General features: G+C 69.7%; 24 protein-coding genes and 1 tRNA gene. 13 read left to right on the top strand and 12 right to left on the bottom strand.

The annotated features are described in order from the left end of the window. Positions 1 to 22 precede the first annotated feature (22 nt). Positions 23 to 1,207 (top strand): aminotransferase class V-fold PLP-dependent enzyme, encoded by a 1,185-nt coding sequence (locus ACFWY9_RS06600; RefSeq protein WP_378338333.1) that lies wholly within the window; start codon positions 23 to 25, stop codon positions 1,205 to 1,207. Here the strand turns inward: ACFWY9_RS06600 and ACFWY9_RS06595 are convergent. Then, positions 1,204 to 1,692, bottom strand: a complete 489-nt coding sequence (locus tag ACFWY9_RS06595; RefSeq protein WP_378330605.1) for a DUF1453 domain-containing protein — start codon at positions 1,690 to 1,692, stop codon at positions 1,204 to 1,206. The genes ACFWY9_RS06600 and ACFWY9_RS06595 overlap by 4 nt on opposite strands. 63 nt (positions 1,693 to 1,755) lie before the next feature. On the opposite strand from ACFWY9_RS06595, the gene ACFWY9_RS06590 reads away from it, so the two are divergent. Next, entirely contained in the window at positions 1,756 to 2,373 is a 618-nt protein-coding gene (locus ACFWY9_RS06590; RefSeq protein WP_378330604.1) for a TetR/AcrR family transcriptional regulator, read from the top strand. A gap of 174 nt (positions 2,374 to 2,547) precedes the next feature. Continuing rightward, the gene (locus ACFWY9_RS06585; RefSeq protein WP_378330603.1) at positions 2,548 to 4,059 is read left to right on the top strand and encodes an AMP-binding protein; all 1,512 of its coding nucleotides are present in this window, start codon (positions 2,548 to 2,550) and stop codon (positions 4,057 to 4,059) included. Here ACFWY9_RS06585 and ACFWY9_RS06580 read toward each other — a convergent pair. Beyond that, a complete protein-coding gene (locus tag ACFWY9_RS06580) occupies positions 4,045 to 5,268 on the bottom strand; it encodes an MFS transporter (RefSeq protein WP_378338332.1) in 1,224 nt (407 codons plus the stop codon). The genes ACFWY9_RS06585 and ACFWY9_RS06580 overlap by 15 nt on opposite strands. Positions 5,269 to 5,434: 166 nt before the next feature. Beyond that, positions 5,435 to 5,905 carry a MarR family winged helix-turn-helix transcriptional regulator gene (locus tag ACFWY9_RS06575; RefSeq protein WP_378330601.1) on the bottom strand — a complete coding sequence of 157 codons (471 nt, stop codon included), beginning with the start codon at positions 5,903 to 5,905 and terminating at the stop codon, positions 5,435 to 5,437. Positions 5,906 to 5,981: 76 nt separating this feature from the next. Here ACFWY9_RS06575 and ACFWY9_RS06570 point away from each other — a divergent pair, with 76 nt between their 5' ends. Further along, complete coding sequence (locus ACFWY9_RS06570) at positions 5,982 to 6,533, top strand: carboxymuconolactone decarboxylase family protein (RefSeq protein ID WP_378338331.1); 552 nt, start codon at positions 5,982 to 5,984, stop codon at positions 6,531 to 6,533. A 65-nt stretch (positions 6,534 to 6,598) separates the two neighbouring features. Then, on the top strand, positions 6,599 to 6,814 hold the full coding sequence (locus ACFWY9_RS06565; RefSeq protein WP_378330599.1) for a hypothetical protein: 216 nt from the start codon (positions 6,599 to 6,601) through the stop codon (positions 6,812 to 6,814). Between the two features lie 213 nt (positions 6,815 to 7,027). On the opposite strand, the gene ACFWY9_RS06560 is transcribed toward ACFWY9_RS06565, so the two are convergent. The 3 genes from ACFWY9_RS06560 to ACFWY9_RS06550 all read right to left on the bottom strand — a co-directional run bounded on the left by ACFWY9_RS06560 (position 7,028) and on the right by ACFWY9_RS06550 (position 8,105). Beyond that, positions 7,028 to 7,099 (bottom strand) — tRNA-Val (locus tag ACFWY9_RS06560). A 42-nt stretch (positions 7,100 to 7,141) separates the two neighbouring features. After that, positions 7,142 to 7,603: a peroxiredoxin gene (locus ACFWY9_RS06555; RefSeq protein ID WP_378330598.1), complete on the bottom strand. Its 462-nt coding sequence runs from the start codon at positions 7,601 to 7,603 to the stop codon at positions 7,142 to 7,144. Positions 7,604 to 7,676: 73 nt separating this feature from the next. Continuing rightward, positions 7,677 to 8,105, bottom strand: a complete 429-nt coding sequence (locus tag ACFWY9_RS06550) for a DUF3052 domain-containing protein (protein WP_378330597.1) — start codon at positions 8,103 to 8,105, stop codon at positions 7,677 to 7,679. 403 nt (positions 8,106 to 8,508) lie between these two features. Here ACFWY9_RS06550 and aceE point away from each other — a divergent pair, with 403 nt between their 5' ends. Together aceE and ACFWY9_RS06540 are read left to right on the top strand one after the other, a co-directional pair. Next, positions 8,509 to 11,304 carry a pyruvate dehydrogenase (acetyl-transferring), homodimeric type gene (gene aceE / locus ACFWY9_RS06545; protein WP_378330596.1) on the top strand — a complete coding sequence of 932 codons (2,796 nt, stop codon included), beginning with the start codon at positions 8,509 to 8,511 and terminating at the stop codon, positions 11,302 to 11,304. Between the two features lie 70 nt (positions 11,305 to 11,374). Further along, positions 11,375 to 12,586 carry an alpha-hydroxy-acid oxidizing protein gene (locus tag ACFWY9_RS06540; protein ID WP_378338330.1) on the top strand — a complete coding sequence of 404 codons (1,212 nt, stop codon included), beginning with the start codon at positions 11,375 to 11,377 and terminating at the stop codon, positions 12,584 to 12,586. A gap of 136 nt (positions 12,587 to 12,722) precedes the next feature. Here the strand turns inward: ACFWY9_RS06540 and ACFWY9_RS06535 are convergent, their stop codons facing one another. From ACFWY9_RS06535 to ACFWY9_RS06525, 3 genes are all read right to left on the bottom strand, one after another. Further along, positions 12,723 to 13,367, bottom strand: a complete 645-nt coding sequence (locus tag ACFWY9_RS06535) for a nicotinamide riboside transporter PnuC (protein ID WP_378330594.1) — start codon at positions 13,365 to 13,367, stop codon at positions 12,723 to 12,725. Positions 13,368 to 13,458: 91 nt separating this feature from the next. Next, on the bottom strand, positions 13,459 to 13,890 hold the full coding sequence (locus ACFWY9_RS06530; protein WP_378338329.1) for an MOSC domain-containing protein: 432 nt from the start codon (positions 13,888 to 13,890) through the stop codon (positions 13,459 to 13,461). Then, positions 13,848 to 14,033: an MOSC N-terminal beta barrel domain-containing protein gene (locus ACFWY9_RS06525; protein ID WP_378330592.1), complete on the bottom strand. Its 186-nt coding sequence runs from the start codon at positions 14,031 to 14,033 to the stop codon at positions 13,848 to 13,850. The genes ACFWY9_RS06530 and ACFWY9_RS06525 overlap by 43 nt, the downstream gene beginning before the upstream one ends. A 108-nt stretch (positions 14,034 to 14,141) precedes the next feature. On the opposite strand from ACFWY9_RS06525, the gene ACFWY9_RS06520 reads away from it, so the two are divergent. Next, positions 14,142 to 14,672 (top strand): hypothetical protein, encoded by a 531-nt coding sequence (locus ACFWY9_RS06520; protein WP_378338328.1) that lies wholly within the window; start codon positions 14,142 to 14,144, stop codon positions 14,670 to 14,672. 60 nt (positions 14,673 to 14,732) lie between these two features. Here ACFWY9_RS06520 and ACFWY9_RS06515 read toward each other — a convergent pair whose 3' ends face one another. The 3 genes from ACFWY9_RS06515 to ACFWY9_RS06505 all read right to left on the bottom strand — a co-directional run bounded on the left by ACFWY9_RS06515 (position 14,733) and on the right by ACFWY9_RS06505 (position 18,093). After that, positions 14,733 to 15,470, bottom strand: a complete 738-nt coding sequence (locus ACFWY9_RS06515) for a hypothetical protein (RefSeq protein WP_378330590.1) — start codon at positions 15,468 to 15,470, stop codon at positions 14,733 to 14,735. Between the two features lie 488 nt (positions 15,471 to 15,958). Then, positions 15,959 to 17,185, bottom strand: coding sequence for an ABC transporter permease (locus ACFWY9_RS06510; protein ID WP_378338327.1), 1,227 nt, complete (start codon positions 17,183 to 17,185; stop codon positions 15,959 to 15,961). Beyond that, positions 17,182 to 18,093, bottom strand: a complete 912-nt coding sequence (locus ACFWY9_RS06505) for an ABC transporter ATP-binding protein (protein WP_378338326.1) — start codon at positions 18,091 to 18,093, stop codon at positions 17,182 to 17,184. The genes ACFWY9_RS06510 and ACFWY9_RS06505 overlap by 4 nt, the downstream gene beginning before the upstream one ends. A gap of 140 nt (positions 18,094 to 18,233) precedes the next feature. On the opposite strand from ACFWY9_RS06505, the gene ACFWY9_RS06500 reads away from it, so the two are divergent. The 5 genes from ACFWY9_RS06500 (at position 18,234) to ACFWY9_RS06480 (ending at position 23,139) form a co-directional block, all read left to right on the top strand. After that, on the top strand, positions 18,234 to 19,448 hold the full coding sequence (locus tag ACFWY9_RS06500) for a PucR family transcriptional regulator (protein WP_378338325.1): 1,215 nt from the start codon (positions 18,234 to 18,236) through the stop codon (positions 19,446 to 19,448). A 156-nt stretch (positions 19,449 to 19,604) separates the two neighbouring features. After that, positions 19,605 to 20,534 (top strand): ACP S-malonyltransferase, encoded by a 930-nt coding sequence (locus ACFWY9_RS06495; RefSeq protein WP_378330586.1) that lies wholly within the window; start codon positions 19,605 to 19,607, stop codon positions 20,532 to 20,534. Continuing rightward, positions 20,531 to 21,517: a beta-ketoacyl-ACP synthase 3 gene (locus ACFWY9_RS06490; protein WP_378338324.1), complete on the top strand. Its 987-nt coding sequence runs from the start codon at positions 20,531 to 20,533 to the stop codon at positions 21,515 to 21,517. The genes ACFWY9_RS06495 and ACFWY9_RS06490 overlap by 4 nt, the downstream gene beginning before the upstream one ends. Positions 21,518 to 21,586: 69 nt before the next feature. Beyond that, positions 21,587 to 21,832, top strand: a complete 246-nt coding sequence (locus tag ACFWY9_RS06485; protein WP_378330584.1) for an acyl carrier protein — start codon at positions 21,587 to 21,589, stop codon at positions 21,830 to 21,832. 59 nt (positions 21,833 to 21,891) lie between these two features. Beyond that, on the top strand, positions 21,892 to 23,139 hold the full coding sequence (locus ACFWY9_RS06480; protein ID WP_378330583.1) for a beta-ketoacyl-[acyl-carrier-protein] synthase family protein: 1,248 nt from the start codon (positions 21,892 to 21,894) through the stop codon (positions 23,137 to 23,139). Positions 23,140 to 23,250 lie beyond the last annotated feature (111 nt).

Below are 23,250 nucleotides of genomic sequence, written 5' to 3'. Positions count from 1 at the left end.
GGCCGTACTGTATTCAGTCCGTATGACCAGTATTCAGGACCTGGACGTAGAGCGCGCCCGAGCGGAGACGCCCGGCTGCGCCGACGTCGTGCATTTCAACAACGCGGGCTCCGCGCTGCCGCCCGCCGTCGTGCTGGACACCGTGCTCGGACACCTTCGTGAGGAAGCCCACCTCGGCGGCTACGAGGCCACCGCCGCGGTGTCCGAAAAGCTCGACGCCGTCTACGCGTCGGTGGCCCGGCTGCTCAACGCCGAAGCCGACGACATCGCGATCACCGAAAACGCCACGCGGTCCTGGCAAGCGGTCTTCTACTCGTTCCCGTTCGGCCCCGGCGACCGGATCCTGACGTCCCAGGCGGAGTACGCCAGCAACGTCATCTCGTTCCTGCAGCTGAAGCGCCGCACCGGCGTGGAGGTCGAGGTGATCGGCGACGACGAGTCCGGCCAGCTCGACGTCGCGGAGCTGCGCCGCCGCATCGGCGACGACGTCAAGCTCATCGCCGTCAGCCATGTGCCGACCCAGGGCGGACTGGTCAACCCCGCCGAGGAGATCGGCGAGGTCGCCGAGCAGGCCGGGATCCCGTTCCTGCTCGACGCCTGCCAGTCGGCCGGGCAGCTCGACCTCGACGTCCGGCGGCTCAAGTGCGACGCACTCAGCGCGACCGGCCGCAAATACGTCCGCGGCCCGCGCGGCACCGGTTTCCTTTACGTGCACCCGAAACTCCGGGCCCGGCTGGAGCCCGCGATGCTCGACCTGCACTCGGCGAGCTGGACGTCCCCCAGCGAGTACACCGTCGACCCGACCGCCAAGCGATTCGAGGTGTGGGAGCGCAACACCGCGCTGGTGCTCGGGCTCGGCGCGGCCGTCGATTACGCGCTGGAGTGGGGCCTGCCCGCCATCGACGCCCGGGTGAGCGCGCTGGCGAACACCCTGCGCGAACGGCTCGGTGAACTCCCCGGGGTCCAGGTGCACGACCAGGGCGCGCGCAAATGCGGCATCGTCACGTTCAGCCTCGAAGACACCCCCGCCGCCGACGTCAAACGCGCGCTGACCGCGGCGAGGATCAACACCAGCGTGTCGAGCAGCACCTCCGCCCAGTTCGACTTCACCGCGCGGAAGCTGCCCGATCTGGTCCGCGCGTCGGCGCACTACTACAACACCGAGGACGAGATCGACCTCCTCGTGCGCGAGGTCGCGAAACTCTAGCGGCGCGACAACTCCCGCCGGCTCGGTGGTGCGTAAGGAACTCCGGTGTCCTTCGCCCGCCAGGCGAGCATCAGCGCCTCTCCGAGCAGGCTCAGCCCGATCGACAACGGCATCGGGCGGGCCTGCTCGTGCATCCCGTTCGCGACCGCGAGCGTGCCGATCCCGAAGTTGGCCGCGAGCGAAACAGCCCACACCGCGAACGTCCACCCGGTGTAGCGCTGCCAGAGGACACCGTCGCGTTCGAACAGCTTCGTGGTGCGCGCGCGAACCGCGCCGAACCCGATCCCGACCGCCGAGCCGAGTACCAGCCACAGCACGTCCACCGCGGTCAGGTTCTGTTTGAGCAGGCCACTGCCCCCGATGACGATCAAAATGAGCGGTGTCCCGTACACCTCGCGCGCCACCAACGGCTCACCGCGCACCCTGCGCACGATTACCACGACCACCCCGGCGCACACGAGCGCCGCGATCACCCAGCCGTTCATGAAGCCCCCCTTTATAGCATCAGCGTGCTAAATAAATTAGCAAAGACGTGCTATAAAGGCAAGGTGCCGAAGATCGTCGACCCCGAGGCCCGCCGTCTAGCCATCGCCGAAGCCGTGTTCCGGGTGATCCGCCGCGACGGCCTCGACCAGGCATCCCTGCGCGCGGTCGCGGAGGAGGCCGGGCTGGTGATCGGCTCGGTCCGCCACTACTTCGCCAACCACGAGGAGCTGATCGTCTTCGCGATGCGGACGCTCACGCGGCGCACGGCCGCCCGCATCGCCGCGCGCGCCGACCAACTGCTCGGCGACACCACACCGGGGAGCGAGGCGTCGCTGGACCAGACCACCGAACTGCTCGGCGAACTTCTCCCGCTCGACGAGACCCGCCGCGCCGAGGCCGAGGTGTGGCTCGCCTTTTCCGCCGCCGCGCGGATCCGGCCTGGAATCGCCGCCGAGACCGCTCAGCTGCACGAGGGCACGCGCCTGCTCACCCGCAGATCACTGGCCGAGGCGGAGAAACGGGGCTCACTCGGGGCCGGGCTGGACCTCGATCTCGAGGCCGAGCGATTGGCGGCCCTGCTCGACGGACTGACCCTCGGCGGCATCTCGCACCCGGACCGGGTCACCCCGGACCTGATGCGCGCCGTCGTGCGGCGGCACCTGGAAACGTTGCGCCGCTGAGCATGGCCGAACGGCTTGGCGCGCAGTTACTAATCCGACCAAAAGCAGGCGGACACGGGCCGCAGCCGACCTGCTCGCAGATACCCGTTTCCGCCGTGACTGTGGTCGGATTCGTAACTAACGGCACAGTAGCCTGGCAGGGAGGGGGCAGCCGATCACCGACAGGAGCCGCGGGTGAGCACGTTCTACGACATCGCGACCGCCGACCCCGACCGGATCGCGGTCATCGACCCCGCCGGCCGGCAGGTGAGCTTCGGGCGGCTGGCGGCCAGGGTCAACCAGCTCACGCACGCACTGCGCGCACTCGGTCTCGGTGTCGGCGACGGCGTCACCGTGATCCTCCACAATGGACTCCCCCACTACGAGGTCCAGCTCGCGACGCTCCAGGCGGGGATGTACTTCACCCCGGTCAACTACCGGTCCACGTCCGGCGAAATCGGCTACATCGTCGAAAACAGCGAGTCACGGGTGGTCATCGCGGACGCGGACATCGCCGCGGCCTGCACGTCCACTTTGGACGAACTCGGCATACCGGCCGAACGCCGATTCTCGGTGGGAAACACCGAAAACTGGTCGGACTACGCGAAATGGGGCAGCGAAGAACCGGAAACCGTGCCGGAGAACCGGACTTCCGGGGCGACGATGGTCTACACGTCCGGGACCACCGGACGACCCAAGGGCGTGCGGCGGCCGTTGAGCGGAAAGCCGCCCGCGCTGCACCCGGACTACCAGCACGTGATGGAGCTGCTCGGCGTTTCCCCCGGCACCGGGGTGCACCTGGTGCCGTGCCCGCTGTACCACGCGGCGCCGGGCGCGTACTCGCTCAGCGCGCTGCATCTCGGGCACACAGTGGCGCTGATGTCCCGTTTCGACGCCGAAGAGACGTTGCGGCTGATCGAGCGGTACCGCGTCACCACCACCCACGTGGTGCCGACGATGCTCCACCGCCTGCTGCGCCTGCCCGAAGAAGTCCGCACGCGCTACGACCTGTCCTCGCTCACCAGCGTGATGCACGGCGCGGCGCCGTGCCCGCGCGAGGTCAAGGAACGGATGCTCGCCTGGCTCGGGCCGATCGTCACCGAGTACTACGGCGCTTCGGAGGGCATGGTTTCCGTAGTACAGCCGGACGAATGGCTTGCCGAGCCGGGCACGGTCGGCCGTCCGCTGCCCGGTGTCCGGGTGAAGGTCCTCGGCGAGGACGGCGCGGAGCTGCCGGCAGGCGAGACCGGCACGCTCTACTTCAGCTCCGTGCACACCGATCTCGGCTACCACCGGGACCCGGAGAAGACGGCCGCGAACAGGTCCGGCGAGTTCCTCACCGTCGGCGACGTCGGCTACCTCGACGCCGAGGGCCGGGTGTTCCTGCGTGACCGGCGGACCGACCTGATCCTTTCCGGCGGGGTCAACATCTACCCCGCCGAGATCGAGGCCCGGCTGCTGAGCCATCCCGACGTCGCCGACGTCGCGGTGATCGGCGAACCCGACGAGGAATGGGGACAGCGGGTCGTCGCGATGGTGCAGCCGGGCGAGGGCGTCGCCGCGGACGACGCGCTGGCCGAACGGCTGGCGGCACACTGCCGCGGCGCGCTGGCCGGGTTCAAGACGCCGAGGCGGTTCGAGTTCCGGGATCGGCTGCCCCGCACCGACAGCGGCAAGATGCTCCGGCGCACGCTACGCGCGGAGTGACAGGTCGGCGGCCGGCGCCTGCCGGGGACGGGCTCCCCGCCACACGAGCATGGTTCCCGCCGCGCAGACGGTGGCCAGTCCGCCCGCGATCGCCACCGAGGCCGCGGGCCCCAGCAGATCGGCGGCGACCCCCGCCCCTGCCATCGCCAGTCCCTGTGACGTGTAGAGGCACGTGGTGATCCGGCCCATCACCGTCGCGCGCCGCGCGTTGTCGACGACGGACATCACCACGGCCTGGCTGCGCACCATGTACACCGTGCACAGCGCGCCGCAGGCCGCCCACAACGCGATGGTCCACCCCAGCCCCGGCGCGAACGCGCAAGCGGCCAGTGGCAGGCCGCCCAGCGCCATGGGCAGGATCACCGAACGCGCCCCCGGCGCCGAAGCCCGCCTTCCCGCCCACCACCCGCCGACGACGCTGCCGACGGGGTCGGCCGCCATCAGCAGTCCGACCATGAACGGCTTCGCCCCCGCGGCGTTCGCGTAGGGAGCCGCGAGCGCTTCCGGAACGACGAGCAGGCCCATCAGCGACGACAGGATGACGATCGCCACTATCCGGCGGTCGGGTTTCCCGCGCGGCCGGGCTCCGTCCTTCGACGGCGAGATGTCCCGACGCGCCGCCGGGCGCGCCCGGACGCCGAAGAACACCGCCAGCGCGCCGATCAGGAACGTCCCGCCGTTGAACAGCAGTACGGCGCCGGGGCCGACGGCGGTGACGAGCACGCCGCCCAGCCCGAACCCTGCCACCTGCGCGATCTGGATGGTGACCTGCCGGAGCCCGAGGCCCGCCTCGTGACGTCCCGGCGGAAGGACGTCGGGCAGCAGGGCCAGCTGCGCGGCCTTGAACGGCGCGCCCGCCAGGGTGAGCAGCGCGACCAGGCCCCAGAGCGCCCCGAGCGGGAGCCCCGGAATCGCCATGGCCGCGGCCAGGCAGGCCCGGAGGACGTCCGTCACGACGATGACCGTGCGCCGGGGGAACCGGTCCCCCAGCCCGGAAAGCAGCAGCCCGCCCAGCAGCGACGGCAGGAACGTCAGCGCGTAGGTCAGCGCCGTCAGCAGCGCCGAGTCGGTCCGCCCGAACACCAGCAGGGCCAGCGCCACCCGCGCGAGCTGGTCCCCGACCTGGGACAGGGCTTCGGCCAGCCACATCGCCCGGAATTCGGCGCTGGCCAGCGCGCTGGTGAAATGCCGATGCCCCGTTTCGCGCACTCGACACCCTCCCCGGTGGTGAGCCGGACGACGGCTCCCCCTTGCACCGGCCCCCGGAGAACTCCAAGGTATGGCCGGAGTGTGCCCGCGTGGACACAGCAAGCGACGATTCACCCGAACGCACCAGCCGTGCCGCGCGCCGCGTCCACAGTGGACATTCGAGGGGTCAGCCGCCGAACCACCCGGCGACGTCGAAGCCGAACCCGCCCGGCGCCACGACGGCCCGGAGTCCGTCCTCCATCGCCCGCACCCGGTCCGCCCCGATTTCCGCGACCCAGTGCGCACGGAGGTCGTCGAAGACGACGGCCGACCGGGCCAGCGCGTCGAGTCCGCGTGGCGTAAGGCGGACGACCTTGCGGCGGGCGTCCGCGGCATCGTCCGCGCGTTCGGCGTAACCCAGTGCCACCAACCGGTCGACGGTCTTGCCCGCGGCCTGTTTGGACACTCCCAGCCTGCGCCCGAGCTCGGTAGCCGTCACGCCGTGGACGCCGATCGCCTGCATCGCGAACCCGTGCGCGGGACGGACGTCCGGATGTCCCTGCCGCGCCAGCTCGGCGTGCAGCCGGTCGATGAGCGTGCGAAAGCCGGCGAACAGCAGCAACGGCAGCTCGTACCCGGGCGGACCCTGTTCGGCCATCACTGCCCCTTGCACAAATCGACAACCTGGTTTACGTTTTGGTCAACCACGTTGACTACTTTAGCCGGGAGACACCATGTCCGCCTTCCCCGATCACACCCTCGACTCCGCCCCGGCCGCCGCGCGCGCCGCGATGGCCGCGACCGCCCGCCACCGCGGTTACGTGCCCGCGCCGGTCGGCAGACTGGCGACGTCGCCGGAACTGCTCGGCGGTTTCCTCAAGCTGAGCGGCATCTTCGAAACCACGACACTGGCGCCGGTCGAACGCGAGGTCGTCGTCATGACGGTGGCCGCCCGCAACGAATGCCACGTGTGCGTCGCGATGCATTCGGAGATCCTGGCCGCGAAGGAGGCGCCGTCCGCGCTGATCGAGGCGCTCCGCGCCCAGGAGCGGCTGCCCGATGCCCGCCTCGACGGTCTCCGCGTCTTCACGCTCGCGGTCATGGACTCCGCGGGCGCCGTTCCGGAGGAGACGTTGCAGGCGTTCCTGGCCCACGGCTTCACCGCCCGCAACGCGCTGGAAGTGGTTCTGGGCGTCGGCACCTACACGTTGTCGACGTTCGCGAACCGGCTCACCGACGCCCCTTTGGATGAGGCACTGGCCCCGTTCGCGTGGCACGCCGCGTGATCATGGCCCACCGGCCGTAGAGTCGGGTCACCTTCGATCCAACGCCGGGGAGTACCGGACGAGTCATGAACTGGTGGGCCGGATACACCGTGGCCGTCATCGGCCTGCCGGTGCTGCTCGCGCTCTGCTGGCTGGCCGTCGACAGCCTGCGTGACCGCCGCCATGCCCGCCACCGCTCGATCCGCCGCAGCGTCACTCGCATCCGCACCCGCCGCTCCCGCTCCACCACCCCCACCGAAATCCCCTGGCCCACCACCGACCAAGACACCGTCCGCCAGTAAAAAGCGAGCGGCAGGCAAAAGGTAAGCAACGGGCTCCACAAGGACGCAAAGCGGAACCGGACTACGAAACGGACCCACCGGGTGGCAGCACGCTCCGCGTGCGACCCACGCTGGTTCAGGAACCGACCGCACCGTGGGGGGTGTGGGGGGGCTCGGCCCCCCACGGCGAGACAGGACACCGGGAGTGGTGGCCGCCAGGCCACCCGAACAGGGTGGGCGCAGTAGGGTTCGAACCTACGACCGCTCGGGTGTAAACCGAGTGCTCTCCCGCTGAGCTATGCGCCCTGATCGGCGGCCGCCCCGCCCGGGGACGGCCGCCGGGAAGACTCAGGCCAGTTCGGCCACGGCCTTCTTCCAAGCCTGCTGGTCGCGTGCCTCGCCGGGCGCGTTGACCTCGGCGAACTTGACGACGCCCTCGGTGTCGATGAGGAAGGTGCCGCGGACGGCGAGCCCGGCGTCTTCGTTGAACACGCCGTAGGCCTTGGCGACCTCGCCGTGCGGCCAGAAGTCCGACAGGAGCGGGAACTGGTAGCCCTGCTGCTCGGCCCACGCCTTGAGCGAGAACGGGGTGTCGACGGACACGCCGAGCACCTGGACGCCCTTGCCGTCGTAGTCGGCGAACTCGTCGCGGAGCTGGCACAGCTCACCGGTGCAGATGCCGCTGAACGCGAACGGGTAGAACACCAGCAGCACCGGCTTGTCCCCACGGAACGACGACAGGGTGACAGCCTGCTTGTTGTAGTCGTTGAGCGTGAAGTCAGGGGCCTGCGAACCGACCTCGACGGTCATACCGCGCTTCCTCTCCATGGCGAACACGTGCCTGTGAAGTCAACCCTATCGTGTCGGCTTCCGGCGACCGTGCTCACCGCTTGGACTGCGACTTCGGCGACACCAGCCGTACGCCGATCCAGTCGGATCCGACGCTGACGTTGGCGGTCTGCGCGAGGCCGACCGCGGACACCGCCTCGGCGATCTCGCTCGGCTCGACGTGTCCCGGCTGCCCCGTTTTGGGGGTGAGCACCCAGATCACGCCGTTCTCGTCCAGGGGGGTCCGGACGTCGATGAGGGCGTCGCCGAGGTCACCGTCGTCTTCCCGCCACCAGAGCAGGACGACGTCGATCACCTCCTGGGCTTCCTCGTCGAGGATCTCCCCGCCGATCTGCTCCTCGATCGCCGCGCGAACGTCGTCGTCGACGTCCTCGTCCCAGCCGATCTCCTGGACCACCATGTCGGGCTTGATGCCAAGCCTTTCGGCGACGCTGCGCTGCTCAGCGTCTCCCGCGGCGACCACTGCTTTCACTCCTCCAACTACGACGGAGCGTGGCGGCCCATCCGCTGCGCGGACCTCGCGGCCACCACACTCGGCTACACGGTTGGAGATAGCGAACACTGGCGCGGCGCTGCGCGCAACCGTCCACACCGGATCTTTGGCAACTCGTGTCACGTCGGCACGGCGTGCGACGGGCTTCGGGCGGCCCCGAAGGGACCGCTCTGCCACCCTCGCGGACCGCCTGTCCTAGGGTGGGGAGGAATAACGCGCGCGCGATACAACGGCGCGCGCGGAGTGGTGAGACCGGGTCGGCGAACGTTACCGACGAGTAGAGGTGACGGGAGCGGAAACGGCGACGACGATAAAAGTCGGAACACCCCACGTACGAGCACGACCCAGCTACAACGTTTCACAAGGAGACCCCTTGGCCCCGCAGAACGACGGCGCCTCCGGCAAGGAGACCCCGGCACGCGTACGCGTCATCCGTGACGGACTCGCGGCGCACCTGCCCGACATCGACCCGGAGGAGACGGCCGAGTGGCTGGACTCCTTCGACGAGGCGCTGGCCAGGGGTGGTCAGCAGCGCGCCCGGTACCTGATGCTGCGCATCCTGGAGCGCGCCAGGGAGCGGCACGTCGGGGTGCCCGCGCTGACGTCGACCGACTACGTCAACACGATCCCGACGGAGAACGAACCCTGGTTCCCCGGTGACGAGGAGATCGAGCGCCGCTACCGCGCGTACATCCGCTGGAACGCCGCGATCATGGTGCACCGCGCGCAGCGGCCCGGCGTCGGCGTCGGCGGCCACATCTCGACGTACGCGTCCTCCGCGGCGCTGTACGAGGTCGGGTTCAACCACTTCTTCCGCGGCAAGGACCATTCCGGCGGCGGCGACCAGATCTTCATCCAGGGCCACGCCTCCCCCGGCGTCTATGCCCGCGCGTTCCTCGAGGGCCGCCTGACCGAGCAGCAGCTCGACGGGTTCCGCCAGGAGTACTCGCACGCCGGCGAGGGCGGCGGCCTGCCGTCGTACCCGCATCCGCGGCTGATGCCGGAGTTCTGGGAGAACCCGACCGTGTCGATGGGCCTCGGCCCGATGAACGCGATCTACCAGGCCCGGTTCAACCGCTACCTGCGCGACCGTGGCATCAAGGACACCAGCGACCAGCACGTCTGGGCGTTCCTCGGCGACGGCGAGATGGACGAGGCGGAGTCGCGGGGCCTGATCCACGTGGCCGCGGGCGAGGGCCTGGACAACCTGACCTTCGTGATCAACTGCAACCTGCAGCGGCTCGACGGCCCGGTGCGCGGCAACGGTAAGATCATCCAGGAGCTGGAGTCGTACTTCCGCGGCGCCGGCTGGAACGTGATCAAGGTCATCTGGGGCCGCGAGTGGGACTCGCTGCTGCACGCCGACCGCGACGGCGCGCTGGTCAACCTGATGAACGTCACCCCGGACGGTGACTACCAGACGTACAAGGCCAACGACGGCGCCTTCGTCCGTGAGCACTTCTTCGGCCGCGACCCGCGCACGAAGGACCTCGTCAAGGACCTCTCCGACGCCGACATCTGGAACCTCAAGCGCGGCGGCCACGACTACCGCAAGGTGTACGCGGCCTACAAGTCGGCGCTGGAGCACAACGGCCAGCCGACGGTGATCCTGGCGCACACCATCAAGGGCTACGGCCTCGGCCCGGCGTTCGAGGGCCGCAACGCCACGCACCAGATGAAGAAGCTCACCCTCGACGACCTGAAGCTGTTCCGCGACTCGCAGCGGATCCCGATCAGCGACGAGGAGCTCGAGCGCGACCCGAAGCTGCCGCCGTACTACCACCCCGGCAAGAACTCGCCGGAGATCGAGTACATGCTGGGCCGCCGCAAGGCGCTCGGCGGGTTCCTGCCCGAGCGGCGCCCGAAGGCCGCGAAGGCGCTCGTGCTGCCCGGCGACAAGGTCTACGAGGGCATCCGCAAGGGCTCCGGCAAGCAGGAGGTCGCCACCACGATGGCGTTCGTCCGGCTCATCCGCGAGCTGGCGAAGGACTCCGAGATCGGCCGCCGGATCGTGCCGATCATCCCGGACGAGGCCCGCACGTTCGGCCTCGACTCGATGTTCCCGACGGCGAAGATCTACAACCCGCACGGGCAGACCTACACCTCGGTCGACGCGAGCCTCATGCTGGCGTACAAGGAGTCCGAGAAGGGCGTCATCCTGCACGAGGGCATCAACGAGGCGGGCTCGACCGCGTCGTTCACCGCCGTCGGCACCTCGTACGCCACGCACGGCGAGCCGATGATCCCGATCTACATCTTCTACTCGATGTTCGGGTTCCAGCGCACCGGTGACGGCCTGTACGCCGCGGCCGACCAGATGGCGCGCGGGTTCGTGCTCGGCGCCACCGCGGGCCGGACCACGCTGACCGGTGAGGGTCTCCAGCACGCCGACGGGCATTCGCTGCTGCTGGCCGCGACCAACCCGGCCGTGGTGGCCTACGACGCGGCTTACTCGTTCGAGATCGCGCACATCGTCAAGGACGGCCTGCGCCGGATGTACGGCGAAACCGGGCCGGACGGCAACGGCGAGAACGTGTTCTACTACATGACGATCTACAACGAGCCGTACCAGCAGCCGGCCGAGCCGGAGAACCTCGACGTCGAGGGCCTGCTCAAGGGTCTGTACAAGTACGCCGACGCCCCGGCGGGCGACGGTCCCGAGGCGCAGATCCTGGTCTCCGGCGTCACGATGCCGGACGCGCTCAAGGCCCAGAAGCTGCTGGCCGAGGAGTGGGGCGTGCGGGCCGCGGTGTGGTCGGCGACGTCGTGGACGGAGCTGCGCCGCGAGGCCGTCGAGGTCGACCACGACAACCTGCTCTACCCGGGCAGCTCGCCGCGCGTGCCGTACGTGACGGAGAAGCTGTCCGGCGTGAACGGGCCGGTCGTGGCGGTGTCGGACTGGATGCGCGCGGTGCCGGACCTGATCCGCCCGTGGGTGCCGACCGACATGCTGACGCTGGGCACCGACGGGTTCGGCTTCTCCGACACCCGCCCGGCCGCGCGGCGGAAGTTCCTGGTCGACGCCGAGTCGATCACCGTCGGCGCGCTCACCGCGCTCGCGCGGCGCGGCGAGGTCTCCCGCGACAAGGTGATCGAGGCGACGCGGAAGTACCGCATCGACGACGTCTCGGCCGCGGGTCCGCAGACCTCCGACTCCGGCAACGCGTGACCGAGTGCTAGAAAGGGACCCGGCAGACATCCGATGTCTGCCGGGTCCCTTTGTACATGGAGGTGGTCTTGTGACGAAGCGCCAGCTGCCGCGGCCGAGCGAGTTCAAGCAGATCCTGCGCCCGAAGCCGGTCGTGCTCAACCCCACCGACCGGCGGCTTGCGAACGCGCACACCATCGCCGACCTGCGGATGATCGCCCGCAAGCGCACCCCGCGCGCGGCGTTCGACTACACCGACGGCGCCGCCGAGCTGGAGGACAGCCTCCGCCGTGCCCGACAGGCGTACCGCCGCGTCGAGTTCCAGCCGAACATCCTGCGCGGAGTGTCCGATGTGGACACCAGCAGGGAGATCCTCGGCAAGCGCTCGGCACTGCCGTTCGCGTTCGCGCCCACCGGGTTCACCCGGATGATGCAGCACGAGGGCGAGCGCGCGGTGGGCCGGGTCGCCGAGCGCAACGGCATCCCGATAGGGCTGTCCACGATGGCGACGACGTCGATCGAGGACCTCGCCGAAGCCGCGCCCGGTGCCCGCAAGTGGTTCCAGCTCTACGTCTGGCACGACCACGGCGCGGGCGAAGATCTGATGAATCGGGCCTGGGAGTCGGGCTACGACACGCTGATGCTGACCGTGGACACCCCGGTCGCCGGCGCCCGGCTGCGCGACGTGCGCAACGGGCTCACCATCCCGCCCGCGCTGACGCTCAAGACCGTGCTCGACGGTGCGATGCACCCGGCATGGTGGTTCAACCTGCTCACCACCGAGCCGCTGAGTTTCGCGTCGCTGAACCATTTCGGCGGCACCGTGGCCGAGCTGCTCGACCTGCTCTTCGACCCGGCGCTGAACTTCGACGACCTCGACTGGGTCCGGCAGACCTGGCCGGGCAAGCTCGTCGTCAAGGGCATCCAGAACGTCACGGACGCGCGCGACGTCGTCAAGCACGGTGCCGACGCGGTGCTGTTGTCCAACCACGGCGGCCGCCAGCTCGACCGCGCCCCGACGCCGCTCGAACTGCTGCCCGCGGTGCGCGACGAGATCCAGAGCAGCGCCGAGGTCTGGCTCGACACCGGCATCCTGTCCGGCGGGGACATCGTGGCCGCGATCGCCAGTGGCGCCGACGCCGTGCTCATCGGCCGCGCGTTCCTCTACGGCCTCATGGCGGGCGGCGAGCGCGGCGTCCAGCGCTGCGTCGACATTCTCCGCACCGAAATGGTCCGCACCATGCAGCTGCTCGGCGTCCGCGCCGTCGACGACCTCCGCCCCACCCACGTCATCCTGCGCTGACCCAGCGATCTCGCGTGATCGAACGCGCAACTCACGTGATTGAACGGAGATCTCGCGTGATTGGACCGGTGTCGCGTCCAATCACGCGAGATCTCCGCCTGATCACGCGAGTTACGTCTCTGATCACGCGAGATCGTCAGTTCGAGGGGGCCAGGGCCTTGCCGGTGCGGGCGGCGCGGACCTGCTTCGCCGACCGGTTCCAGCTCCACCAGCCGTGGATCACCAGCCCGGCGAACACGACGTAGATCGCGGCCGAGAAGTACAGGCCCGACGAGATCTGCAGCGGCACGCCGATGGCGTCGACCACCAGCCAGACCAGCCAGAACTCGACGAGCCCGAGGCCCTGCGCGGCGAAGGCGACGAGAGTCCCGATGAACAGGGCGGCGTCCGGCCACGGCGCCCACGAGGCGTGCAGTGCGTCGAGGACCAGCGCCATCGCGGTGGTGCCGACGGCGAACGCGGCGATCATGCTCAGCCGTTCGGCGAGCCTGCCCTTGCGGACCACGATCCCGAACACCGGGTCGTTGTGCCGCGACCACGCCCACCAGCCGTAGATCGAGATCACGAGGATGGCGATCTGACGCGTGGCGAGCCCGCCCAGATGCGCGGAGATGTACACGGCGAAGAGCAGCACGGTGGCGCCGACCTGCACCGGCCACGTCCACAGCGTGCGACGTTGCGCGAGGAAGACCACCGCGAGCGCGAACAGCTGACCGGCCAGCTCCGCGATCGAGATCCACTGGCCGAACACCGTGATCCCGTGGTGCAGCAAGAAGTCCACGAGCGCCCCTTCCGTCTACCGCTCCCAACATGCTCCCCCGCGGCGGCATTCCCCAGAGACTGTGAGGCGCGGAACACCCGGATGAGGGGGCTCAGCAGGTCACGTGGGCACCGGCACGGATCACGCCACCGCGGACCACCCGCGCGTGCACGCCGAGCATCCGCTCGTTGTGGGTCACGATGGTCTTGAAAAGCCCGCGCGCCGGGGGCAGGTCCGCGCAGGGCAGGTCGACCATCACGCAGCGCTGAGCCCGGCGCAGGATCTCCAGCTCGACGTCGCCGATCCGGACGTGATCACCGATCCAGGTCTCCTCTGCGAGGCAGGGCGACGAACCCGTGTCCACCAAGAGGTTGGGCCGGAACCTCCGCTCGTCGATCGGCACGCCCGGCGCCCGTTCCCGCAGCCACGCGAGGGTGGACGTGGTGACCAGGTGCACGGCCGCCTCGTCGTGGTGCGGGATCGAGGCTTCCTTCACGAGTGTCACCGACGGCCGGTCCAGATGGCTGGACAGCAGGCCGTGCACGGCATCGTCGTCGCCGCGTACCGACGCTCCGTCCGGCGGTCGCCGTCGACGCCGCGTTCGCCGAACTTCGCCGCGCGCAACCATTCGCCGCGCATCGACTTCACCGGATACCGCCATAGTGCCGAAACCACCCCTCGTCCCATCGGACCAGCCTATTCACCAGCCACTCACCACCCGACAAATTGCGAGGGAAAGCTTGTCGCGCAACGAAAGATGCCGCTACCGTCGCCCGCGCAAGACGGACACCAAGAGTGCCTGCTCGACTGCGCATCGTCCCGGGCGTGCTGTATCGCGACGGCAAGGAAATCGGCCGGACATCGCGGCCGGGACAGGGGCGGTTCACGGTCCCGGCCGAGCCGGGCGCCTACCGGTTGACCACTGAGGCGAGCAGAAGCGGTGCCGCCGGTCTCAGCAGCCGGGTCAGCTCCGCCTGGACGTTCGGCTCCCGGCACACCGACGGCCCGGAGCGGCTCCCCGTCGGCGTCATCCGCTTCACGCCCGATCTCGACGCGGACAACGCCGCGCCGGCGGGACGTCCGTACCTGGTTCCGCTCGCGTACTGGCCACAAGGCTCGAGCACCGGCGAAGCGCCGAAACAACTCACCGTGGAGGTTTCCTACGACGGCGGCGTCGTCTGGACCTTCGCGCCCGTCCTCGCCAACGGGGTCGCGCTGCTGCACCACCCCACCGGTGCGAGCGCGGTGTCCCTGCGCGCCAAGGCCGCCGACCGCTACGGCAACACCGCCGAGCAGACCATCATCAACGCCTACAACCTGAAATGACTTCTGGTGCCCCGTGCGGGCCCGGTGCCTTCCTCGACCACCGGGCCCACACGAGGAGCCTCACTCGTCCAGCCGGTGAATCCCCGCGGGCGGCGTCGGCGTCTCCGAACCGACCGTGGGCTGCTGCTTCGGCTTGCCCACCTGCCCCTGCAGATTCGCCAGCCAGCCGTGCCACCGCTCCTGCGCCGGCTTGATCAGCCCACCACCGAACCCGACCACGATCACGCCGCCGATCGTCGCCAGCACCGTGATCAGGATCGGCCCGGTGATCGCCGTCGCGATGTTCACCTGGCCCAGCGCCGCGATGATGCCGAACGCCATGATCAGCCAGTAACTGATCGTGCCCAGCAGCCGCGCGGCGGGCCGCGTCGCCAGCGCACCCGTCACCGCGCCGCGCACCACGTTCGCGATCGCCGCCGCCACGATGATCAGCACCAGCGCCACCACCACCCGCGGCAGGAACGCGATGATCTCGTTGAGCAGCTGACTCACCGGGTTGGTCGGCCCGAACACCCCGAACGCGAGCTGCAGCGCGATCAGCAGAATGAAGTAGTAGACGATTTTGACCAGGATTCCGGCGGCGTCGACGTTCGCCTGCCCCAGCATTCGGGTCAGGCCGGTCTTCTCGATCAGTTTGCTGAAACCGAGTTTCCCGAGCACCAGTTCCAGTGCCTTCGCGATGCCCTTCGCGATGAGCCACCCGATGAACAGGATGATCAGAAAAGCGATCAGTTTCGGAACGAACGTCGCGACCAGGCCCCACGCCTGCCCGAGCCCGTCCTTGAGCTGCTGGCCCACGACAACTCCTTCCCGCCGATTCGTTGCACATTCGCTGCGTGGATCGTTGATCAGCGAGAGGGGCCCGGCAACTCGGGAGTTCCACGATCGAGTGAGTCGGCTAGCGCGAGAAGATCAACGCCATCCATACTTGAGCTACCGGTGGGGACCGGGGAGACGAGGCCGTCCGGCGCAGCGAAAACCGCTCAGCGCCGGGCGGCCTCGATCGTATCTGCGTCTTCTGGGGTCGAACCCCAGACCCCGCCGGGTGGGGGCTTCGCCCCCCGGCCCCCCGTGGTAGTCGCCTTTCGTAGTTCTGTCCCGTTGATCTCGTGGCGTCCCGGCTTATTGGTGAGACGGTTGTGCGTTTGTCGCCTTGTGAAGGTGTTTCGGCTTTTGGTTGTTTTGTTTGCCTGGGGTTTGCGTTTCCCCTCCCCGCGGAGGGTTACCGCGGGGAGGGGAGAGGGGGCGGTGAGGTGCGTGTGGGTGAAGTGCTCCGGGCTGGTCTACTAGGCGGCGCGGAGGGCGTCTCGGAGTTTGACTTTGGCGCCGGTGCGCATCACGGCGTTGCGATAGATGCGCGCGGCCAGCCAGATCAGCGCGGGAATCAGGGCGATCACCAAGGCGATGGAAAGGACGGCCTCCCAGACGGGAACCCCGCCCATCGCCAGGCGGATCGGCATCACCGTCGGCGCGAACACCGGGATGATCGAAAGCACCTCGGCGAAACTGTTCGACGGATCGCTCGGCAGAATCGAGATACCGACCAGATATCCCGCGATCACCAGCATCAGCGCGGGCATCGTCGCCCCGCCCACGTCTTCCTGCCGCGAAACCAGCGCGCCGAGCGCGGCGAACACGATCGCGTACATGAAGAATCCGAGCAGGTACCACACGATCAGCCACACCACGGTCCCGACCGCCGCCGAAACCGACAGGTCCAGTGCCCCGGTCGCCCGGCCGGAAATCACCCCGACCACACCGATCAGCAGCATCTGGACCAGCCCGACCGTGCCGATGCCGAGCACCTTCCCCGCCATCAGCTGCCACGGTTTGATCGTCGACAGCAACAGCTCGACGACCCGTGACGTCTTTTCCTCCACGACGCCCTGCGCGACGCTCTGGCCGTTGATCATCAACGACAGATAGATCAGGATCCCGGTGACAATGCCGAGGAACAGCTGCTGGCCGTCGTAGTCGTACGGCTTCTCCATCGGCGAGACGGCCACCGCCGCGCCCGCGACCGCGGCGTTCACCTTCGCCGGGTCCCCGCCGAGACCGGTGATCTGCTGGTTCAGCGCGACCTGCCCGGCGAGCACGTTCAGGACGTTCTTCAGCTTCCCGTTGATGTCCTTCTTGACGACCACCTGGAGCTTGCCGTCCGCCGCGCTCGTGAGCAGCGCGTCCAGCGAGCCGTCGGCCACCTTCGCCCGGCCCGCCGCCTCGTCCGGCACCGGGCTCGTCGCGATCTTCTCGTCCAGCGTCTTCCCGCTCGCCGCCAAGGGAGCCGCGAGCGACGAGGTGGCCGGGAGGACACCCACCGTGGCGTCGGCGCCACTGCCGCCGCTGAACAACCTGACCACGATCGTCGCGGCGACGATCAGCAGCAGCATCACGGCCGTACTGACGCGATAGGCCTTGGAACGGAACCGGGTGCCGATCTCGCGTGAGGCCACGAGGCCGACAGCCGACAGCGGACTCATCCGGACATCCGAGCCGGAAACGGGCGCGGTCATGCCGCCACCTCCTGGGTCACCACGGAACGGAACAACTCGGTCAAGGAGGGCTGTTTCCGGGCGAACTCGCGCACCGGGCCGGTCGCCAGCGCCGCCCGCAGCACGGCCTGGTCGTCCGCGCCCTCCCCCAGCTCGACCTCGGTCACGCTGCCTTCCCTGCCCAGCACCTTCACGCCCGGCAGCGCGCCGGCCCAGCCGTCCGGCGCCGCCGGCGCGTCGATCAGCAACCGCACGGCGCCGCCCGCACGCAGCTCGGTCACCGTGCCACTGGCCACCATCTGTCCACTTCGGACGATCCCGACGCGGTCGCAGAGCCGTTCCACCAGATCCAGCTGGTGACTGGAGAACACCACCGGGACGCCCTCGGCCGCCTTCTCCTTGAGCACCTGGCTCATCACGTCCACCGCGACCGGGTCGAGCCCGGAGAACGGCTCGTCCAGCACCAGGATCCGCGGTTCGTGCACGAGCGCCGCGGCGAGCTGGACCCGCTGCTGGTTGCCCAGGCTCAGCTTCTGCACCTCGTCGTCGCGGCGGCCGGCGACACCGAGCCGTTCGGCCCATTTCTCCGTCGACGCGCGAGCGGCGGGCGCGGACATCCCGTGCAGCCGAGCCAGGTAGGTCAGCTGTTCGGCCACCTTCATCTTCGGGTACAGCCCGCGCTCCTCCGGCATGTAGCCGATGTGCCTGCGCGTCTCGTGCGTGACCGGCTCGCCAGCCCAGCGCACCGCGCCGGCGTCGGCGGCCAGCACGCCGAGCGCGATCCGCATCGTCGTGGTCTTGCCCGCGCCGTTGCTGCCGACGAACCCGAAGAGCTCGCCGGGCCGCACGGAAAAGGTCATTTCGCGCAGCGCGACGACGTCGCCATAGCGCTTGGAGATCGCGTCGATCTCCAACCCGGGTTCTCGCACGGTGTTCTCTCCCCACTGTGTCGGCCTGTTTCCCCTGGTTACGGATAGTAGAGAGACCGCGACGGAGCCGCCTACCGACTCCGGTTGCGGATCCGCCGCCGAAAGTTGCGGATGACCGGTCCCCGTAGGATCGACCGGTCATGGCGGAAACGAACACCGGACGCCGGGTGGCGAAACACCACGGCCTGTCCGCGAAGACCCTCAACCGGCTGGAGCACGCCTCCGGGCGGCTCGCCAGCGCGAGCGTCGCGGTGATGGAACAGCGGCTGTCCTGGTTCGCCCGGCTGCCCGCCGATCAGCGCGCCAGCGTGCTGCTGATCACCCAGACCGGCGCGTCCGGGTTCGTCGCCTGGCTGCGCGACGACAAGGAGTCGCTGCGGCTGACCACCGACGCCTTCCGCGACGCGCCCGCCGAGCTCTCGCGCTGGGTCAGCCTGCGCCAGGCCGTGGGCATGGTGCGGCTCGCGATCGAGGTGTTCGAGGAGCAACTGCCCGAGTTCGCCGCGAACGAGACCGAACGCGCCGCCCTGATCGAGGGAATCCTGCGCTACGGCAGGGAAATCGCCTTCGCCGCGGCGAACTCCTACGCCGCGGCCGCCGAGGCGAGGGGCGCGTGGGACGCGCGGCTGGAGGCACTGGTCGTCGACGGGATCGTCCGTGGCGACGCCGAGGAGGCCGTGCTCTCCCGCGCGGCCGCGCTCGGCTGGGACCCGGCCGCCGCGGCGACCGTCCTGGTCGGCAACCCGCCGTCGGAGGATCCGCCGACCGTGGTGTTCGAGGTCCGCAGCCGGGCCGCGCGGGTGGGCCGCCCGGTGCTGCTTTCGGTGCAGGGCTCGCGGCTGGTCGTCGTCGTCGGCGGGCCGACCGAGGGCGGGATCAAGGAACGGGAAATCCTGGCGAAGATGTCGATCGCCTTCGCCGACGGCCCGGTCGTCGCGGGACCGACGGTGCCTTCGCTCGCCGAGGCGCACCACAGCGCGTCCGAGGCGCTTTCCGCGCTGCGCGCGGTGGTCGGCTGGCCCGGCGCGCCCCGTCCGGTCCGTTCCGACGACCTGCTCCCCGAGCGGGCCCTGTCCGGCGATCCCGAGGCCGAGCGGCTGCTCGTGGAGGAGATCGCGCGGCCGCTGGAGGAGGCGGGGCCCGCGCTCCAGCGCACGGTCGAGACGTACCTGGAGAGCGGCGGCGTGCTGGAAACGTGCGCGCGCACCCTGTTCGTGCACCCCAACACCGTCCGGTACCGGCTGCGGAAGGCCGCCGAACTCACCGGCAGGCACGCCACCGACCCGCGCGACGCGCTGGTGCTGCGGATCGCGCTGACCGTCGGCCGCCTCGCCCGCGGCCGCGGCCTGTGGTGACCGAGTTCATAGCGAAAGGTGGTTGAACCCGACAAGGCTTCCGGGTTAAGCGCGGCGATCCTCCCCGTGCCTTTGGAGGTTTCCTCCAATAACGTCGGCCGGACTTGGTGAGCGTCGACATCCCCGCGAAGGGGCACCGGCGTGTTGTCTTGAGGGGTGACAGTCGCAGTCCTCGCTCCCGGCCAGGGGTCACAGGCCCCCGGCATGCTCACGCCCTGGCTCGAACTCGACGGCGCCCGCGCGCTGCTCGAAGACTGGTCCGCCCGCTCCGGGCTCGACCTGATCCGGCTGGGCACCGAAGCCGAGGCCGACGAGATCCAGGACACCGCCGTCGCGCAGCCCCTGATCGTCGCGCTCTCGCTGCTCGCCTTCGACCAGCTGCGGCGCACCGCCCCGGTGCCCGACGACGCCCCGGTCGCCGGGCATTCCGTCGGCGAGCTCGCCGCCGCCGCGATCGCCGGAGTGCTGCCCGAGGCCGACGCGGTCGCGCTGGCCGCGGTGCGCGGAGCGGAGATGGCGAAGGCCTGCGCGCTGGAACCGACCTCGATGGCCGCGGTCATGCTCGGCGATCCCGAGCAGGTCACCGCCTGGCTGGCCGACCACGGGCTGGCCGCCGCGAACCGCAACGGCGCCGGGCAGATCGTCGCCTCCGGTGCGGCCGACGCCATCGAGCGCATCGTCGCCCATCCCCTCGAGGGCACGAAGATCCGCGCGCTCAAGGTGGCCGGTGCCTTCCACACGCACTACATGGCGCCCGCCGAGGAGACCCTGCGGAAGTACGCCGTCGAGCTGAGCCCCGCCGACCCGGCGCGTCCCCTGCTGTCGAACGCCGACGGCACGGTGGTCACCAGCGGCGCGGAGTACCTCGATCGCCTCGTCTCCCAGGTCACCCGCCCGGTGCGCTGGGATCTCACCATGGACGGCCTGGTCTCGCTCGGCGTGACCAGCACCCTCGAACTCGCGCCCGCGGGCACGCTGACCGGTCTGGTCAAGCGGCAGCTCAAGGGCGTCGTGACCACTACCACCGCGCTGAAGTCGCCCGCCGAGCTTGCCGCGGTGCAGCAGCGCCAGGAGGACGCTCAGTGACCGACCCTCGCCCCACCCTGCGCCAGCCACGGAGTGTCACCGGGAGCCGCATCCTCGGTGTGGGGAGCGCGCAGCCCGACAAGATCGTCACCAACGACGACCTGTCGCAGATCATGGACACCAGCGACCAGTGGATCCGTGACCGCGTCGGCATCATCGAGCGCCGCTTCGCCGAGAAGGACGAGCTGCTGGTCGACTTCGCCGTGGCGGCGGGCACGGCCGCGCTGGCCGACGCCGGCGTCGATCCGTCCGAAGTGGACACCGTGATCCTGCCGAACTGCACGATGCCCTCGCTGATCCCGAACGCCTCCGCCCAGGTCGCCGCCCGCATCGGGATCCCCAACCCCGGCGCGTTCGACCTCAACGCCGCGTGCGCCGGGTTCTGCTACGGCCTCGGCGTCGCCTCCGACCTGATCAAGGCCGGTTCGTCGAAGAAGGCGCTGGTGATCGGCGCCGAGAAGCTGACCGACTCGGTGGACCCGACCGACCGCGCGAACGCGATCATCTTCGCCGACGGCGCGGGCGCCGCGGTGGTCGGCGCGGCCGACGAGCCCGGCATCGGCCCGGTCGTCTGGGGCAGCGCCGGTGAACTGGTCGACCTCATCTACATGCGCGACCACAAGTACATCTACCAGGAGGGCCAGTCGGTCTTCCGGTGGGCGACCACGCAGATCGCGCCGATCGCGCTGCAGGCGCTCGCCGCGGCAAGGCTCGAACCGTCCGATGTGGACGTGCTGATCCCGCACCAGGCCAACCTGCGCATCGTCGAGGCGATCGCGAAGAAGCTTCGTGCCAAGGGCGCCCGCGAGGACATGGTCGTCGCCGACGACATCAAGTACTCCGGCAACACTTCGTCGGCCTCGATCCCGCTGGCGCTGGACCACATGCGCAAGGCGGGCACCGTGAAATCCGGCGACCTCGTGCTGGCCGTCGGCTTCGGCGCCGGCCTCTCCTACGCGGGCCAGGCGTTCGTCTGTCCCTAGTGGATACTTTCCCCGCGGGCGCCGTGCCCGCGGGGCACACGAAAAGAACACCGAGAAGGGAACAACCCCATGGCTGACAACACTGAGATCCTCGCCGGCCTCGCCGAGATCGTCGAAGAGGTCGCGGGCGTGGCTCAGGACGACGTCACCACCGAGAAGTCGTTCGTGGACGACCTGGACATCGACTCGCTGTCGATGGTCGAGATCGCCGTGCAGGCCGAGGACAAGTTCGGCGTCAAGATCCCGGACGACGAGCTGGCCAACCTGAAGACCGTAGGCGACGCGGTCAACTACGTGTCCGCCAACCAGAACTGAGGCCTTTCGTACCCGGATCGGGACCCGCCCGGTCCGGAGCCGACCTTGGGGAGTTCTCCATGAGCACCAACGACGTCGTGGTCACCGGCCTGGGGGCCACCACCCCGCTCGGCGGGGACGTCGCGTCCACCTGGGACGGTCTCCTGTCCGGGAAGAGCGGGGTCCGCACGATCGAGGCCGAGTGGGCCGAGAAGATCGACCTGCCGGTCAAGATCGGCGCCCCGCTGGCGGTCGAACCGTCCGAGATCCTGCCGAGGGTGCAGGCCCGGCGCCTGGACCGCTGTGAGCAGATCGCGCTGATCGCGGCCCGGCAGGCCTGGGCCGACGCCGGTTTCGCGGAACAGACCGACGAGCACACCGACGTCGAGCCCGAGCGGCTCGGCGTGGCGATCGGCACCGGTATCGGCGGCCCGGTCACGCTGCTGCACCAGCACGATCTGCTGAACGAGCACGGCATCCGCAAGGTGTCGCCGCTGACCGTGCCGATGCTGATGCCCAACGGCCCCGCCGCGCACGTGGGCATCGAGCTGAAGGCGCGGGCCGGGGTGCACTCCCCCGCATCCGCGTGTGCTTCGGGTGCCGAGGGCATCGCCGCCGGGGTCGAGATGATCCGGTCCGGCAGGGCCGACGTCGTGGTGGCCGGTGGCGCCGAAGCGTGCATCCACCCGATCACGCTGGCCGGTTTCGCCCAGGCCCGCACGGTGTCCACCCGCAACGACGACCCGGCCGCCGCGTCGCGGCCGTTCGACGCCCACCGGGACGGGTTCGTCCTCGGCGAGGGCGCCGGCGTGGTCGTCCTGGAGCGGGCGGACCGGGCCAGGGCACGCGGCGCGCGGATCTACGCGACGCTGGCCGGGCACGGCATCACCTCCGACGCCTACCACATCACCGGCAACCACCCCGAGGGCATCGGCCAGATCGCGGCCATGCGCGCGGCGATGAGGATGGCCGGGCTCTCGCCCGCCGACATCGGTCACGTCAACGCGCACGCGACGTCGACCGTCGTCGGTGACGTCGGCGAAGCGGCGGCGATCAAGAACGCGGTCGGCGACCACCCGGTGATCACCGCGCCGAAGGGCGCGCTCGGTCACCTCGTCGGCGGGGCAGGCGCGGTCGAGGGCATCGCCACGATCCTGGCGCTGTACCACGGCATCGTGCCCGCGACGCTCAACCTGGCCGATCTCGACCCGAAGGTCCAGCTGGACGTCGTCCAGGGCGAGCCGCGCAAGGTCGAGCTCGGCGCCGCGATCAGCAACTCGTTCGGGTTCGGCGGCCACAACGTCGCCCTCCTGGTCACCCAGGCCTGAGAGAGCTGAAGGGGGGGGTTGCCGCACGACGATGAGGGGGGTAACCCCCGAGGTGTTCGTGTCATGTGTAGAGAAAACAACACACACAAACGAGTACTCGGCTTGTGTTGT

Source organism: Amycolatopsis sp. NPDC059027 (assembly GCF_042739735.1).
Taxonomy (GTDB): domain Bacteria; phylum Actinomycetota; class Actinomycetes; order Mycobacteriales; family Pseudonocardiaceae; genus Amycolatopsis.
This window is presented reverse-complemented; position numbering and strand designations above follow the sequence as displayed.

Excerpts from the sequence above, each read along its gene's own strand:
- ACFWY9_RS06600 (WP_378338333.1), top strand. The coding sequence starts at position 23 with ATGACCAGTATTCAGGACCTGGACGTAGAGCGCGCCCGAGCGGAGACG.
- ACFWY9_RS06595 (WP_378330605.1), bottom strand. The coding sequence starts at position 1,692 with ATGAACGGCTGGGTGATCGCGGCGCTCGTGTGCGCCGGGGTGGTCGTG.
- ACFWY9_RS06575 (WP_378330601.1), bottom strand. The coding sequence starts at position 5,905 with ATGGCCGAACAGGGTCCGCCCGGGTACGAGCTGCCGTTGCTGCTGTTC.
- ACFWY9_RS06570 (WP_378338331.1), top strand. The coding sequence starts at position 5,982 with ATGTCCGCCTTCCCCGATCACACCCTCGACTCCGCCCCGGCCGCCGCG.
- ACFWY9_RS06565 (WP_378330599.1), top strand. The coding sequence starts at position 6,599 with ATGAACTGGTGGGCCGGATACACCGTGGCCGTCATCGGCCTGCCGGTG.
- ACFWY9_RS06555 (WP_378330598.1), bottom strand. The coding sequence starts at position 7,603 with ATGACCGTCGAGGTCGGTTCGCAGGCCCCTGACTTCACGCTCAACGAC.
- ACFWY9_RS06525 (WP_378330592.1), bottom strand. The coding sequence starts at position 14,033 with ATGGGACGAGGGGTGGTTTCGGCACTATGGCGGTATCCGGTGAAGTCG.
- ACFWY9_RS06510 (WP_378338327.1), bottom strand. The coding sequence starts at position 17,185 with ATGACCGCGCCCGTTTCCGGCTCGGATGTCCGGATGAGTCCGCTGTCG.
- ACFWY9_RS06500 (WP_378338325.1), top strand. The coding sequence starts at position 18,234 with ATGGCGGAAACGAACACCGGACGCCGGGTGGCGAAACACCACGGCCTG.
- ACFWY9_RS06485 (WP_378330584.1), top strand. The coding sequence starts at position 21,587 with ATGGCTGACAACACTGAGATCCTCGCCGGCCTCGCCGAGATCGTCGAA.
- ACFWY9_RS06480 (WP_378330583.1), top strand. The coding sequence starts at position 21,892 with ATGAGCACCAACGACGTCGTGGTCACCGGCCTGGGGGCCACCACCCCG.